At 47.7% G+C, this 15,200-nt stretch carries 13 protein-coding genes; all 13 read left to right on the forward strand.

All coding sequences use genetic code 11. From position 1 onward, the window contains the following. Positions 1-64 precede the first annotated feature (64 nt). The 13 genes from MST20_RS03660 to ftsZ all read left to right on the forward strand — a co-directional run bounded on the left by MST20_RS03660 (position 65) and on the right by ftsZ (position 14,832). Complete coding sequence (locus MST20_RS03660) at positions 65-1,999, forward strand: stage V sporulation protein D (RefSeq protein WP_243940180.1); 1,935 nt, start codon at positions 65-67, stop codon at positions 1,997-1,999. A gap of 207 nt (positions 2,000-2,206) precedes the next feature. Continuing rightward, positions 2,207-3,673, forward strand: coding sequence for a UDP-N-acetylmuramoyl-L-alanyl-D-glutamate--2,6-diaminopimelate ligase (locus MST20_RS03665; protein ID WP_243940182.1), 1,467 nt, complete (start codon positions 2,207-2,209; stop codon positions 3,671-3,673). 127 nt (positions 3,674-3,800) lie between these two features. Beyond that, positions 3,801-4,775 (forward strand): phospho-N-acetylmuramoyl-pentapeptide-transferase, encoded by a 975-nt coding sequence (gene mraY / locus MST20_RS03670; RefSeq protein WP_154997809.1) that lies wholly within the window; start codon positions 3,801-3,803, stop codon positions 4,773-4,775. Further along, positions 4,776-6,131 (forward strand): UDP-N-acetylmuramoyl-L-alanine--D-glutamate ligase, encoded by a 1,356-nt coding sequence (gene murD / locus MST20_RS03675; protein WP_243940184.1) that lies wholly within the window; start codon positions 4,776-4,778, stop codon positions 6,129-6,131. Positions 6,132-6,183: 52 nt separating this feature from the next. Then, positions 6,184-7,284, forward strand: coding sequence for a stage V sporulation protein E (spoVE, locus tag MST20_RS03680; RefSeq protein ID WP_075752954.1), 1,101 nt, complete (start codon positions 6,184-6,186; stop codon positions 7,282-7,284). 71 nt (positions 7,285-7,355) lie between these two features. Then, positions 7,356-8,456 carry an undecaprenyldiphospho-muramoylpentapeptide beta-N-acetylglucosaminyltransferase gene (gene murG / locus MST20_RS03685; RefSeq protein WP_243940185.1) on the forward strand — a complete coding sequence of 367 codons (1,101 nt, stop codon included), beginning with the start codon at positions 7,356-7,358 and terminating at the stop codon, positions 8,454-8,456. A gap of 28 nt (positions 8,457-8,484) precedes the next feature. Continuing rightward, the gene (murB, locus tag MST20_RS03690) at positions 8,485-9,396 is read left to right on the forward strand and encodes a UDP-N-acetylmuramate dehydrogenase (protein WP_243940187.1); all 912 of its coding nucleotides are present in this window, start codon (positions 8,485-8,487) and stop codon (positions 9,394-9,396) included. Between the two features lie 204 nt (positions 9,397-9,600). Beyond that, complete coding sequence (locus tag MST20_RS03695; RefSeq protein ID WP_020451304.1) at positions 9,601-10,389, forward strand: cell division protein FtsQ/DivIB; 789 nt, start codon at positions 9,601-9,603, stop codon at positions 10,387-10,389. Beyond that, positions 10,386-11,078 (forward strand): DUF881 domain-containing protein, encoded by a 693-nt coding sequence (locus tag MST20_RS03700; RefSeq protein WP_243940190.1) that lies wholly within the window; start codon positions 10,386-10,388, stop codon positions 11,076-11,078. Before MST20_RS03695 ends, MST20_RS03700 begins: the two co-directional genes overlap by 4 nt. A gap of 25 nt (positions 11,079-11,103) precedes the next feature. Further along, positions 11,104-11,829 carry a DUF881 domain-containing protein gene (locus MST20_RS03705; protein WP_020451306.1) on the forward strand — a complete coding sequence of 242 codons (726 nt, stop codon included), beginning with the start codon at positions 11,104-11,106 and terminating at the stop codon, positions 11,827-11,829. Further along, positions 11,829-12,182, forward strand: coding sequence for a small basic family protein (locus tag MST20_RS03710; RefSeq protein WP_003181559.1), 354 nt, complete (start codon positions 11,829-11,831; stop codon positions 12,180-12,182). Before MST20_RS03705 ends, MST20_RS03710 begins: the two co-directional genes overlap by 1 nt. Before the next feature lie 183 nt (positions 12,183-12,365). After that, positions 12,366-13,664, forward strand: coding sequence for a cell division protein FtsA (ftsA, locus tag MST20_RS03715; protein ID WP_065644077.1), 1,299 nt, complete (start codon positions 12,366-12,368; stop codon positions 13,662-13,664). Between the two features lie 34 nt (positions 13,665-13,698). Next, the gene (gene ftsZ, locus MST20_RS03720) at positions 13,699-14,832 is read left to right on the forward strand and encodes a cell division protein FtsZ (RefSeq protein ID WP_103749021.1); all 1,134 of its coding nucleotides are present in this window, start codon (positions 13,699-13,701) and stop codon (positions 14,830-14,832) included. The last annotated feature ends 368 nt before the right edge of the window (positions 14,833-15,200 follow it).

Here is a 15,200-nt window from a genome sequence, read left to right on the forward strand (position 1 = left end):
CCGTTCTATCAAAACGCTCCTAGGCATAAAATGAAACAAGCCTAAATAAGGAGTGAACGGTCTCTTGCGCGTTTCCAATGTAACGGTTAGAAAACGTTTAATATTCGTTCTGCTTTTTGGTGTGATCATCTTTTTGATTATTGATACAAGGCTCGGATACGTTCAGTTCGTTCTGGGGGATAAACTGACGACATTAGCAAAAGATTCGTGGAGCCGGAACCTTCCTTTTGAGCCGGAAAGGGGCGAAATATTGGACAGGAACGGCGTCAAGTTGGCGACAAACCAAAGCGCGCCATCGGTTTTGGTTGTTCCGAAGCAGGTTGAAAATCCGATCAAAACGAGCAAACTGCTGGCCAGCGTGTTGAATATGTCGGAAGAAAAAGCGTACAAACATGTCACGAAAAAAACGTCGATTGAAAGGATCAATCCCGAGGGACGGAAAATTTCCCACGAGAAAGCAAAAGAAGTCAGAGATCTCAACTTGAAAGGCGTATACATTGCAGAAGATTCGATCCGCCATTATCCGTTCGGCAGCTATCTGTCCCATGTGCTCGGATTCGCGGGCATTGACAACCAGGGTCTGCTTGGCCTCGAAGCTTTTTATGACAAAGAGTTGAAAGGTGAAAAGGGCTATGTGAAATTTTATTCTGATGCGAAAGGCAAGAGGATGCCGGGTGAGGCGGATGACTATACACCGCCCAAAGACGGGCTCGATATGAAGCTGACGATCGATTCAAAGGTGCAGACGATCATGGAGCGGGAGTTTGATATCGCAGAAGCGAAGTATAATCCAGACGGAATGGTCGGTGTTGCGATGAACCCGAAAAACGGGGAGATACTGGCGATGGTCAGCCGGCCGGACTTTGATCCCGCAAACTACCAATCAATCGATCCTAAAGTCTATAATCGGAACTTGCCTGTATGGAGCACATATGAGCCCGGTTCGACTTTTAAAATCATCACGCTTGCCGCAGCTTTGGAAGAGAACAAAGTCAACCTCCAAAAAGATCACTTCTATGATAAGGGTTCCGTTGAAGTGGACGGCGCGAGGCTGAAATGCTGGAAGCGCGGCGGACACGGCGCGCAATCGTTTCTTGAAGTCGTCCAAAATTCGTGCAACCCGGGATTTGTGGAGCTTGGTCAGCGGCTTGGCAAAGAAAAACTGTTCAGCTACATTAAAAATTTCGGTTTCGGACAAAAAACCGGAATTGATCTGCAAGGCGAAGGAACGGGCATCTTATTCCCGCTTGACCGCGTCGGTCCTGTAGAGCAGGCGACAACCGCTTTCGGCCAGGGGGTATCGGTGACACCGATCCAGCAGGTCGCAGCTGTTTCTGCAGCTGTCAACGGTGGAACGCTGTATACGCCGTATATTGCTAAAGAATGGATTGATCCCGTAACAAAACAAACAGTGAAAAAACAGACGCCGATCGCCAAAAGAAAAGTGATTTCTGAAGAAGCATCCAAACAGATCCGTTACGCGCTGGAGAGCGTTGTCGCCCAGGGGACGGGGCGGAACGCTTTTGTCGACGGCTACCGGGTGGGCGGCAAAACCGGTACGGCTCAAAAAGTAAAGGATGGGAAATATTTAAAAAACAACCACATCGTCTCGTTTATCGGAACGGCTCCTTCAGATGATCCGAGCATCGTCGTCTACGTCGCCGTCGACAACCCGAAAGGCACGATTCAATTCGGGGGTACGGTTGCAGCGCCGATCGTCGGAAACATCATGAGAGACAGCCTTCCGCAGCTTGGCGTTAAGAAGCGGAAAGATCAGATTGAACGTGAATATCAATGGCTGGACAAAAAGCTGATCGAGGTCCCGAACCTTATAGGGCTTTCCGTGACAGAGCTTGAACCATTGCTGCTCAACCTCAGGCTGAAAGCTTCCGGAGAAGGCGATGTCGTCGTTCAGCAGTCCCCTAAACCGGGCGAAAAAGTAAAAGAAGGATCGACCATTCGCATTTACCTTGACAGTGAAGGCGGAGCCTCTGATTAATTCGGATCATGATAAGGAGCGGCAGCCGGTTGATGACCGGGGGCCGTTCCTCCTAAAAAATATATCGATTTTAAAGGATTAGCTGGATGTATCCTCTTTTTTACGCTAAAATATGAACTGTATGCCTGCACGAAGCCTGTGCAGCGAATCAATGCAGAAACATATGACAACGAATGAAGAATGACTAGACTTGAGAGGTTTGATACGATGAAATTAACAAAGCTTCTTACATATTTAAAAAATGCACCTTCCTATGCCGGCCAAGAAGACCCTGATATAACTTCAATTGAGATGGACTCCAGGGAAGTCAAGACAGGGAGTCTTTTTGTTTGTATAAAAGGCTATACAGTCGACGGGCATGACTACGCCCGGCAAGCCGCTGAAAAAGGGGCTGCCGCCATCGTGGCGGAAAGGGAAGTGGACGCCGATGTGCCGGTGATCATCGTCCGTCATACGAAGAGGGCGCTTGCCGTGCTGTCGGACGCCTTTTACGGCCAGCCGACGAAGCAGCTGAAGCTGATCGGCATTACAGGCACAAACGGCAAGACATCGACTTCTCACATGGTGGAGGAGATCTTTAGAAAAGCCGGGAGCCGCACAGGACTGATCGGCACGATGTACACGAAAATCCATGACGAAACGTTCGATGCGAAAAATACGACGCCGGAAAGCGTCACACTTCAAAAAACGTTTAGGAAAATGGTTGATCAGGATGTGGATACAGCCGTCATGGAAGTGTCTTCACACGCTCTCCACATGGGCCGGGTCCACGGGTGTGATTACGATATCGCCGCATTTACGAACCTGACTCAGGACCACCTTGACTACCACCGGACAATGGAAGAATATAAACATGCGAAAAGTCTGCTTTTCTCTCAGCTCGGCGGTTCTTTTAACCACGAAAAACCGAAGTGGGCCGTGCTGAATGCGGATGACCCTGCTTCAGCCTATTTCGCCCAAGTGACATCAGCACACCTTTTGACATACGGAATTCAAAACGATGCCGATGTCAAGGCTGAAAATATCAAAATGGCTCCGAAAGGGACAACCTTTGACCTGGTGACACCCAAAGGTTCTGCCCAAGTGACGATTCCGCTTGTCGGCCTCTTTAACGTCTACAATGTTTTAACGGCCGCCGCGATCGCAATCGCAGCGGATATCCCGTTTGCTACGATCACAGAAGGAATTGAAGGGCTGAAAGGCGTCAGAGGAAGATTTGAACTTGTGGACGCCGGCCAGGACTTTCCGGTGATCGTCGACTATGCCCATACCCCTGACAGCCTCGAAAATGTCCTGAACACGTGCAGAGGCTTAACGGAAGGAAAGCTGTTTGTCGTCGTCGGCTGCGGAGGAGACCGCGATAAGACGAAGCGTCCGAAAATGGCGAAGATCGCCGTTGACCTTGCCGATGAACCGGTCTTTACAGCCGATAACCCGAGAAGCGAAAACCCGCTCGCCATTTTAAACGATATGGAGGAAGGCGTAAAAGGGGCATACTATCACAGCATCGTCAACCGCGAGCAGGCGATCTTTTTTGCCATTGCAAACGCCAAAAAAGGCGATGTCGTCCTGATCGCAGGCAAAGGCCATGAAACCTACCAGCAGATCGGCGGTCAAACCTTTGATTTTGATGACGCTGAGGTTGCCAAAAGAGCCATTCTTGAGCTGAAATAATCGAAAAAGAACTACAGGAAAGAGTTGTTGAAATGATGGATGAAATAAATCAACATATGAAAAAAAACAGTGAATATGATAAATGCGTATGCTGCTACTTATACCACGCGGAAAGGAGAGAAGAACGATGCTCGAACAAGTAATTTTATTTACCATTATCATGGGCTTTTTAATCAGCGTTCTTTTATCTCCGATTTTCATTCCGTTTTTAAGAAGGCTGAAATTCGGGCAGAGCATCCGTGAGGAAGGTCCGAAATCCCATCAAAAAAAATCGGGAACGCCGACGATGGGCGGCGTCATGATCATATTGTCGATTATCGCGACGACGATAGCCATGACGATGAAATTTTCCGAAGTCAGCATGAACATGATCCTTCTCTTGTTTGTTACGGTTGGATACGGTCTGCTCGGCTTTCTGGATGATTATATTAAAGTTGTGATGAAGCGTAACCTTGGACTCACATCCAAACAAAAACTGATCGGCCAAATCGTGATTGCTCTGGTATTCTATGCCGTCTACCACTTCCAAGGGCTGCCGACTGACATCCGCATTCCGGGAACAGAGCTGTCTTTTGATTTCGGCTGGATTTATCCGGTGCTCGTCATCTTTATGCTTGTCGGCGGTTCAAATGCCGTCAACCTGACTGACGGGCTTGACGGTCTGTTGTCGGGTACCGCTGCCATCGCGTTCGGTGCGTTTGCGATTTTGGCGTGGAACCAGTCGCAATACGATGTCGCCATTTTCGCGGTTGCCGTTGTTGGAGCAGTGTTAGGATTTCTCGTGTTTAACGCGCACCCCGCGAAAGTCTTTATGGGAGATACAGGATCGCTTGCCCTCGGCGGCGCGATTGTAACGATTGCGATTTTAACGAAATTGGAAATCCTGCTTGTCATCATCGGCGGCGTATTCGTCATTGAAACACTGTCCGTCATTTTGCAGGTCATTTCATTTAAAACGACCGGCAAACGAATTTTCAAAATGAGCCCTCTTCACCATCATTACGAACTTGTCGGATGGTCTGAGTGGAGAGTTGTCGTCACTTTTTGGACAGCGGGGCTTCTGCTAGCCGTCTTAGGAATTTACATCGAGGTGTGGTTATAAGTGGATACTCAAGATTTATTGCAAAATCAAAATGTGCTCGTACTGGGGCTGGCGAAAAGCGGATATGCTGCCGCTTCGATCCTTCATGAGAAAGGCGTAAAGGTTGTCGTGAATGACCAGCTGCCTTTTGAGGAAAATGAACCTGCGCGGATTCTCGCGGAAAAAGGGGTGAAAGTCGTCTGCGGCTCTCACCCGACGGAACTGTTTGATCTTCATTCGATCGACATTCTGATTAAAAATCCTGGCATCCGCTATGAAAACGTGATGGTCGAAGAAGCGCTGAAGCGGGGCATCCCGGTCTGGACGGAGGTTGAACTTGCCTATCATCTGACAGATGCTCCGTTCATCGGCATTACCGGTTCAAACGGAAAGACGACAACGACAACGCTTGTTTATGAAATGCTGAAAGCCGATTCGAAAAAAGCGCTCGTTGCTGGTAATATCGGCACGGCGGCAAGCGAAATGGCCAATCAGGCCAGGGAAGACGAATGGATCGTGACAGAGCTGTCGAGTTTTCAGCTCATGGGGACTTATCAATTCAGACCGAAAATCGGATTGTTATTAAACGTATTTGATGCCCATCTCGATTATCACCATTCGCGCCAAAATTATGAGCTTGCCAAACAGCAGGTCTATCGAAATCAATCGGAAACAGACGTTGCCGTTGTTAATTTGGACGATGAGACAGTCGTCCGGCTCGCCGAGTGTTCAAAAGCGGAGAAGGTGTATTTTTCGGTCCGCAGGACTCTTGAGCGCGGAGCGTGCGCGAAAGACGGCGTGATCATGTTTAATGGCGAACCGGTCATGCCGCTTGAAGACGTCGTTTTGCCGGGAGAGCACAATTTGGAGAACATTTTGGCCGCCCTTTGCATCGTTAAAACCGCAGGCGTTTCCGATGAGGCCGTCCGTAATGTGCTGACGAGCTTTACCGGTGTAAAGCACAGGATGCAATACGTCGCGACGATCAAAAACAGACTGTTTTACAATGACAGCAAAGCGACAAACATTCTTGCGACGAAAAAAGCGCTGTCCGCCTTTCAAAAGCCGGTCATTTTGCTGGCAGGGGGGCTTGACCGCGGAAATGAATTCGATGAACTAAAGCCGCATATGTCTTTTGTCAAAGCGGTGATCACATTCGGCGAGACCGCGCCGAAGTTTGAGAAGCTGGCCGAAGAAATGGGAATACAACAGGTTAAACGTGTCGATAATGTTGAACAAGCGGCAACTGCGGCGTTCAGCCTGTCAGACGAAGGAGATGTCATTCTTCTGTCCCCGGCCTGCGCAAGCTGGGATCAGTATAAAACATTTGAAGAACGTGGTGACATGTTTGTAAACGCCGTGCATATGCTTAAATAAGGGCTTGTCTCGTAAAGATAGCCCTAAGAATTAGAGCTTGGGGTGTTCGGCTTTGCAAACAAAAAAAACGTCACCGGATTTTTTGCTGGTTATCATTACGCTATTGCTTTTAACAATTGGACTGATTATGGTATACAGCGCCAGTGCAGTATGGGCGACTTACAAATACGACGACTCCTTTTTCTTTGCGAAACGGCAGCTTTTGTTTGCCGGCATCGGGGTCATCGCCATGTTTTTCATCATGAACGTCGACTACTGGACGTGGAGGACTTATGCGAAAATACTGATCATAGTATGTTTCTTTCTGCTCATCATCGTCCTTGTTCCCGGGATCGGCATGGAACGGAACGGGTCGAGGAGCTGGATCGGAGTCGGCGCTTTCAGCATTCAGCCGTCCGAGTTTATGAAGCTCGCGATGATCGCATTTTTGGCCAAGTTTTTATCTGAAAAGCAAAAGAATATTACATCGTTTAGAAAAGGCTTTGTGCCGGCGCTGGGCATTGTCTTTTCAGCTTTTCTGATCATCATGCTGCAGCCTGACCTTGGAACAGGAACCGTAATGGTCGGCACATGCATCATTATGATCTTCGTCGCGGGGGCGAGAATTTCGCACTTCGTCTTTCTCGGTCTTCTTGGTCTGAGCGGCTTTGTCGGCCTTGTGCTGTCGGCGCCGTACCGGATCAAAAGGATCACCTCATACTTGAACCCTTGGGAGGACCCTTTGGGGAGCGGCTTTCAAATCATTCAGTCGCTTTATGCGGTGGGGCCCGGCGGGCTGTTCGGCCTCGGCCTCGGCCAGAGCAGGCAAAAGTTTTTTTATCTGCCTGAGCCGCAGACAGATTTTATTTTCGCGATTTTATCAGAGGAGCTCGGCTTTATCGGCGGATCGCTGATTCTTTTGCTCTTCAGCGTTCTATTATGGAGAGGCATCAGGATCGCGCTCGGTGCGCCCGATTTATACGGCAGCTTTGTCGCTGTCGGCGTCATTTCGATGATAGCGATTCAGGTTATGATCAATATTGGCGTCGTGACCGGCCTGATTCCTGTTACAGGCATTACGCTTCCGTTTTTAAGCTATGGCGGTTCATCACTGACCTTGATGCTTATGGCGGTCGGCGTGCTGCTGAATGTCAGCAGGTATTCTAGATACTAGATTTTGGCGATAACCCTGTTGCGAGATAGCAGGGTTATCGGCGTGTACATAAGGAATAAGGGGGAGAACAGATGCGGATTGTTGTTAGCGGAGGCGGAACGGGCGGCCATATTTACCCCGCCCTTGCGTTTATTAAAGAAGTGAAACGGCATCATGAAGATGTTGAGTTTTTATATATCGGAACCGAAAAGGGCCTGGAGAAAAATATCGTCGAGCGGGAAGGGATCCCTTTCAAGGCGATTGAAATTACAGGTTTTAAAAGAAAGCTGTCATTTGAAAACGTCAAAACTGTCATGCGCTTTTTAAAGGGTGTAAAGGAATGCAAAAAAGAATTAAAACGGTTTAAGCCCGACGCGGTGATCGGCACGGGCGGCTACGTGTGCGGACCCGTGGTATACGCCGCTTCAAAACTGGGGATTCCGACGATTATCCACGAACAAAACAGCCTTCCCGGACTCACCAATAAGTTTTTATCCAAATATGTTGATAAGGTAGCCATTTGTTTTGATGAAGCGAAACCGCATTTTCCTGCAGAAAAAGTTGTTTTTACAGGAAACCCGAGGGCGTCTGAAGTCGTCTCTATAAAAGGGGGCCGTTCCCTGACCGCTTTGGACCTTTCAGAAGGCAAAAAAACGGTCCTTATTTTCGGAGGCAGCCGCGGTGCCGCTCCGATCAATGAAGCGGTTATCGAGATGCAAAACGAATTAAAAAAGCGGGATTACCAGGTTCTTTATGTCACAGGGGAAGTTCACTATGATAAAGTAACAGCTGCGCTTGAAAAAGAAGGTGCCGCTCCGAATATGGTCGTTCAGCCGTTTCTCCATCAAATGCCCGAGTACTTAAAAGCGTTCGAGGTCGTCGTGGCGCGCGCGGGAGCAACGACAATAGCGGAAATCACCGCGCTCGGCATTCCAAGCGTTTTGATTCCGAGTCCGTACGTTACGGCCAACCACCAGGAAGTGAACGCACGCTCACTAGGAGAGCAGAACGCCGCTGTCGTTTTAAAAGAATCAGAGCTTAATGGAGACCGCTTAATTCAGGCGATCGATCATATTTTACAAGACGAAAAGACGTTGCAAGAGATGAAGAGCCGCGCGAAGTCGCTTGGCGTGCCGGACGCGGCCGAACGCTTGTACAATGTGCTGAAAGAACTGAAACATCATGCAAAATGATAAGACAGAAGGATTTTGGAGGTTTTCGATGGATAAGGTGATACAAGAATTAAAAGAACTTGAAGTCGGCAAAGTTCTGGAAAACGAGCCGCTCAGCAACCATACTACGATTAAAATCGGAGGACCGGCTGATGTGCTGGTGGTTCCGAAAAACATTCAAGCTGTCAAAGATACGATGAAGGTGATCAAGAAGCACGGCGTCAAGTGGACGGCCATCGGCAGAGGCTCGAATCTTCTCGTTCTCGATGAAGGAATAAGAGGCGTTGTCATCAAGCTCGGCCAAGGACTTGACCATATGGAAATCGACGGCGAGCAAGTAACGGTCGGCGGCGGCTACTCTGTCGTAAGGCTTGCGACAGGCATCAGCAAAAAAGGGCTTTCCGGCCTCGAATTTGCCGCGGGCATTCCGGGTTCGGTCGGCGGAGCGGTTTACATGAATGCCGGCGCCCACGGTTCAGATATCAGCAAGGTATTGGTGAAAGCATTGATCCTGTTTGAAGACGGAACGATCGATTGGCTGACGAATGAAGAGATGACGTTCAGCTACCGCACGTCCATCCTGCAAAACGAGCGGCCGGGCATATGTCTTGAAGCCGTTCTCCAGCTGGAGCAAAAAGAACGCGATGAGATCGTCGCACAGATGCAGAAAAACAAAGACTACCGAAAAGAAACGCAGCCTGTGTCCAACCCTTGCGCAGGCAGCATCTTCAGAAACCCGCTGCCTGAACATGCGGGCCGGCTAGTTGAAGAGGCTGGTTTGAAAGGCTATCAGATCGGCGGGGCAAAGGTTTCAGAGATGCACGGCAATTTCATTGTCAATGCAGGCGGCGCAACAGCGAAAGACGTCCTGGATTTGATTGCATTCATTCAAAAAACGATTAAAGAAAAATACGATATCGACATGCACACTGAGGTCGAAATTATCGGAGAAAAACGGTAAACGGCCTCTCTACTTCAGATCGCCTTATGATATAATGTATGAAACAAACAAGCAAACGGCATCCTAGTATGTCGTTTGTTTCGCTAAACGGAAGCTTTTTAGCTTGCCCCGTGCTTTCATATGTCGGGAAGCGCGTCTTTTTTCGAACAAAAATAAGCAAATAAAAGTCTTTTTGTCTGCTTTATTAACCTGAGGTGAGCCTACGTGAAACCCGGTATTGATAAAGAAAAAGTAGTGAATATAGAAGAACGGATTCCCAAAATCAAAGAACAGCGAAAGCAAAAGGCAAACCGCCGGCTGATTACGTTTATTCTGCTCTTTTTCACGATGATGCTGATCATCATTTACCTGCAGACGCCGATCAGCAAAGTCTCGACGGTAGAGATCAAAGGAAACAAAAACGTTTCAAAAGACCAGATCATTTCCCTGTCTTCGATCCATAAAGGACAGACGGAATTCTGGAGTCTGAGCAAGCAAAAAGCCGCAGAAAAGATCGAGCAGAATAAATTGATCAAAAAAGCCGAAATCTCAAAACAGCTGCCCAACAAAATCGCCATCTCCATCGAAGAGTATAAAAGCATTGCGTTTTTGCAAAAACATAATGTGTACTACTCTGTGCTTGAAAACGGCACAGTGCTTCCTGAAGAGGTGACGCCGACTGACATCGGACCGACCCTTAATAACTGGGAGGAAGACGAAAAGCTCGTTCAAATGGCAAAACAGCTGAACAAGCTTTCCGATTCCGTGAAAAAGTCGATTTCCGAGATTAACTATACGCCTCAAAAATCAAATCCTTGGCTGATCAGACTGTATATGAACGACGGCTACATCGTGACAGCTTCGCTGAAAACGTTCGGACAGAAAATGAACAGCTATCCGGCGATCGTAAAAGAGCTGCCGAAAGGGGAAAAAGGCATTATCCATATGGAAGTCGCGACTTATTTTGAACCTCTGAAAAAAACGGATGAAAGCAAAAAGGGAGACGGAAATTGAAGAGGCACACAGTCAATCTTTCACTCGCCATGCTTGTCCTGGGATTCCTGCTGTCTTTCTCCTATCAATTCGCCAGGGAAAACAAAGACCATGAAGAAACCGCCGAAAATTGGAAAGAGGAGTATTCCTTGCGCGACCGGCTGATTTCCCAGGAAAAGCAAAATAAAAAGCTGGAACAGGAGCTTTACAAAAAACAGCAGGAAGTACAGAAAACAGAAACGGCTTTGAAAAAGGAAAAAAAAGAGTATTACAATATTGTGGAAGATGTTGAAAGGTACAGAATGTTCGTTGGGGAAATCGGCGTTCAGGGCGAAGGAATCAAGGTGACGCTGAAAGACGCTTCTTACATACCGGAAGGTGAGAATGTCAACAACTATATCGTCCATGAAAGCCACATATTCCGCCTGCTCAATGAGCTGTGGATTTCCGGGGCGGCCGCGGTGTCGATCAACGGACAGCGCGTGACGCATCATTCTTACATATCGTGCAACGGTCCTGTCATCACGGTTGACGGCAACCAATATCCCGCGCCGTTTGTCATTTCGGCCATCGGGGATGCGGATGTGCTGATGCCGGCGCTGAACATTGCAGGAGGACTTGTGGACCAGCTGAGCCGCGATCATATTTCAGTCAGCATCGAAAAACAAGACCAAATCAAGATGGAGCCCCTTTTAAAGCAAGGGGAATGAACGTTGAAAAGTTGGTGGGCGGACGTTGAAGAAAAATAATCGTTTCATCAGTTTGAGCATCCTGATGCTCATTTTCGGAATTATGCTGTCCGTGCAGTTCAATTCGCTGAAAGCGCCGAAGGTCCGCGATACGCGGGACATTTGGGACCTCAGGGAGGACCTGAAGAAAGAACAGAAAAAACAGCTTGAGCTGATCAGCGAAATTGACAAGTATGAAAAAATGCTGAACACATACAGTCATCAAGAAGAAACCTCGCGGACAAAAGCGTTGAATGAAACGCTTCAAAACTTAAAAAAACAGGCCGGCTTTACAGATGTTACAGGGAACGGAATCATCATCACCATTTCTCAGCTCTTCTCGGAAGAACTCACGGGAGAATCCATTCAAAATCCCCCTCCAGACCTTCTGAAAAAGCTGATTAATGAACTGAATATGTATGAAGCGGAAGAAATATCGATCAATGACAGAAGGGTTGTCAACACGACGGTGATCAGGGATATCAACGGAACAACCAAAATCGACGGATATCCTTTGGACAACTATCCGATAACGGTAAAAGTCATCGGCAAAAACGCCGATAAACTATATAGCCGAATGAATGCTTCATCCCTGCAGGATCTGTTCGCGGGAGAAAATCTGGATTTACAAATCAAAAGGCCTGAAAAACAAATCAAAATCAAAGCTTACGAAGGTTCAATGCAAGTTGCGCCTTTGAAACCGCTCGAGAAATCAAAAGGAGAGAATTCCTAATGTGGCTTCCGGTTTTAGGGCTTTTGCTCGGAATTACAATCGGGTTCAGCACGAACTTCACCATTCCGGATGAATACTCAAATTATTTGTCCCTGGCGATTCTTGCATCCCTTGATACTTTGATCGGGGGAATAAGGGCCCATTTGGAAAGTGTATACGATGAACTAGTTTTTGTGACAGGCTTTTTCTTCAATATTATTCTCGCCATAAGTTTGGCTTTTCTGGGCGTTCATCTTGGTGTAGACTTGTATTTAGTCGGTATGTTTGCATTTGGTGTGAGGCTTTTCCAAAACATCGCGGTCATCAGAAGAATACTGCTCGCCAAATGGACGGCCTCGAGGAGAAAAAATTAAAAAAAATCGGATTTAAAAGAGGATATACATAGGATATCACGAATATTCACAGTAATCCTAAAACTAAAAACGAAGCGTATTGGTTTGTATTGATTGTTACACACTTGTAAAACCAGATTCATTGTATTGTTGTTCGGCAAATAATAGAATAGAATTGACTGAAATGTGAGGAGGTGCCATAGAATGAACAACAATGAACTTTACGTCAGTCTAGACATCGGTACGTCCAATATTAAAGTGATCGTCGGTGAAATGTCAGACGATTCTCTTAACATTATCGGAGTCGGAAATGTTCCCTCAGAGGGGCTGAAAAAAGGATCAATCGTTGATATAGATGAAACGGTTCATTCTATAAAAAAAGCGTTTGAACAAGCAGAAAGAATGATAGGTTTTCCGCTGACCCACGCGATCGTCGGGGTTAACGGGAACTACATCCATATTCAAGATACGAACGGTGTTGTGGCTGTCTCAAGCGAGAATAAAGAGATCCACGTTGAAGACGTGCGCCGGGTGATGGAGGCCGCTCAAGTCGTTTCCATCCCGCCTGAACAGCTGATCGTCGATGTGATTCCGAGACAGTTTATCGTTGACGGCAGAGGCGATATCACAGATCCGAAAAAGATGCTCGGCGTCCGCCTTGAAGTGGAAGGGTCGCTGATCACGGGTTCTAAAACGATTTTACATAACCTGCTGCGCTGTGTGGAAAGAGCGGGAATTGAAATAACGGATATTTGCCTTCAGCCGTTGGCTGCCGGATCTGTCGCTTTATCAAAGGACGAAAAAAACCTCGGAGTGGCTTTAATCGACATCGGGGGAGGATCGACAACGGTTGCCGTATTTGAGGACGGCCATCTTCTTGCGACCCGCGTCATACCCCTGGGAGGAGAAAACATCACCAAGGATATTTCAATCGGATTGCGCACTTCCACAGACGAAGCTGAGCGGGTGAAGAAGCAGTTTGGACATGCTTTCTATGAAGAAGCGTCGGAAGAGGAAACATTTGAAGTCGCCGTGATCGGGACAGACCAAAAGCAAACCTTTTCTCAGCGGGAAGTGGCAGACATTATCGAAGCCAGGCTCGAAGAAATCTTTTTATTCGTGGCAGAGGAACTGCGGAACATGGGAATAAAAGAATTGCCGGGAGGGTTTGTGCTTACAGGGGGACAGGCTGGAATGCCGGGGGTCCTCAGCCTCGCACAGGATGTTCTTCAAAATAACGTCAGAGTGGCTAGCCCGAATTATATCGGTGTAAGAGAACCTCAATACATGACAGGAGTCGGCCTCATCCAATTCGCTTACCGCAACGCAAAAATCCAAGGCAGAAAAGTAGGTTTTAAGATGCCGGAACAAGCGGTTCAGGAAGTCGCGGCAACACATCAAAAAGAAGTGCAGCAGCGACCGAAGCCAAAATCCAAGCAGCAGGCTCAAGCTGAGAAAAAGCCAAGCAAAATGAAGAAAATATTTAACTTCTTTTGGGAATAGAGATTAGTCATTCGACGGATTAGGAGGATTTAGCATGTTAGAGTTTGAAACAAATATAGACGGCTTAGCATCGATTAAAGTAATAGGAGTAGGTGGCGGCGGTAACAATGCCGTCAATCGGATGATCGAAAATGACGTTCAGGGAGTCGAGTTTATCGCAGTCAACACGGATGCCCAGGCTCTCAACCTGTCAAAAGCGGAAACGAAAATGCAGATTGGTGCGAAGCTGACACGCGGTCTCGGCGCCGGAGCCAATCCGGAAGTCGGCAAAAAAGCCGCAGAGGAAAGCAAAGAACAAATTGAAGAAGCGCTGAAAGGTGCAGACATGGTGTTCGTCACAGCCGGAATGGGCGGCGGAACAGGAACGGGCGCGGCACCTGTCATCGCACAAATCGCAAAAGATCTGGGCGCATTGACTGTCGGCGTTGTCACAAGGCCGTTTACCTTTGAAGGAAGAAAAAGACAGCTTCAGGCGGCAGGCGGTATTTCAGCAATGAAGGAAGCCGTCGACACCCTGATCGTCATTCCGAATGACCGTCTTCTTGAAATCGTCGATAAAAACACACCGATGCTTGAAGCGTTCCGCGAAGCGGACAACGTTCTCCGTCAAGGTGTTCAGGGCATTTCAGACCTGATCGCAACACCTGGACTGATCAACCTTGACTTTGCCGACGTCAAAACGATCATGTCCAACAAAGGTTCTGCACTGATGGGTATCGGTGTAGCGACAGGTGAGAACCGCGCTGCAGAAGCCGCTAAAAAAGCTGTTTCCAGCCCGCTGCTTGAAACGGCGATTGACGGCGCCCAAGGCGTGCTGATGAACATTACAGGCGGAACCAACTTAAGCCTTTATGAAGTTCAGGAAGCAGCGGACATTGTGGCAGCTGCATCTGACCAGGACGTCAACATGATCTTCGGATCTGTCATCAACGAAAACTTGAAAGACGAAATCGTCGTTACAGTCATCGCGACCGGCTTTATCGAACAGGATCAAGATGCATCTAAGCCGCAGAGACCTTTAAACCAAGGCTTAAAACAGCATCATCAGCCTGCTCCGAAACGGGAGCCGAAGCGCGAGGAGCCAAGCATGCCGCACCGCAGCCAATCACAGCCTGCCGAGGATACGCTTGACATCCCGACTTTCTTAAGAAACCGCAATAAACGCTAAAACGTCTACAATACATTGGAAAGCTGCCGACAAGAAGTCGGCGGCTTTTTTTATGCGCTGGAAACGGATTCTCCCCTCCCAAAGCATCAATTGTCATTCTGATCGAAGCGCCTCCCTCAAAAGCCTTGCATCTAACCTCTCTCTTTTCTCCCAGATGCACGGATTTTCCTTTCGTCTTGTCATCTGGCCGAACTATGACGGTGAACAAGTCATATGTAAAAAGAACGAATTTACAAACTGGCAAAGGAAAAATGACAAAATACGACAATATCTATAAGTCTTTTCTTTTACCATTATTAATAGTTTCTGTTTCTAGACAAAGAAACGCAAGAAACGACTATATTTGCTATTGCTTAAGGAGGATGTCA

Origin of the sequence: Bacillus sp. B19-2, from assembly GCF_022832475.1 — a bacterium.
In the GTDB taxonomy this organism is placed as follows: domain Bacteria; phylum Bacillota; class Bacilli; order Bacillales; family Bacillaceae; genus Bacillus; species Bacillus paralicheniformis.

What these genes read in the sequence shown, in the direction of transcription:
- murG (WP_243940185.1), top strand. Translation starts at nt 7,356, where the DNA reads ATGCGGATTGTTGTTAGCGGAGGCGGAACGGGCGGCCATATTTACCCC.
- ftsZ (WP_103749021.1), top strand. Translation starts at nt 13,699, where the DNA reads ATGTTAGAGTTTGAAACAAATATAGACGGCTTAGCATCGATTAAAGTA.
- MST20_RS03710 (WP_003181559.1), top strand. Translation starts at nt 11,829, where the DNA reads ATGTGGCTTCCGGTTTTAGGGCTTTTGCTCGGAATTACAATCGGGTTC.
- mraY (WP_154997809.1), top strand. Translation starts at nt 3,801, where the DNA reads ATGCTCGAACAAGTAATTTTATTTACCATTATCATGGGCTTTTTAATC.
- ftsA (WP_065644077.1), top strand. Translation starts at nt 12,366, where the DNA reads ATGAACAACAATGAACTTTACGTCAGTCTAGACATCGGTACGTCCAAT.
- murB (WP_243940187.1), top strand. Translation starts at nt 8,485, where the DNA reads ATGGATAAGGTGATACAAGAATTAAAAGAACTTGAAGTCGGCAAAGTT.
- MST20_RS03665 (WP_243940182.1), top strand. Translation starts at nt 2,207, where the DNA reads ATGAAATTAACAAAGCTTCTTACATATTTAAAAAATGCACCTTCCTAT.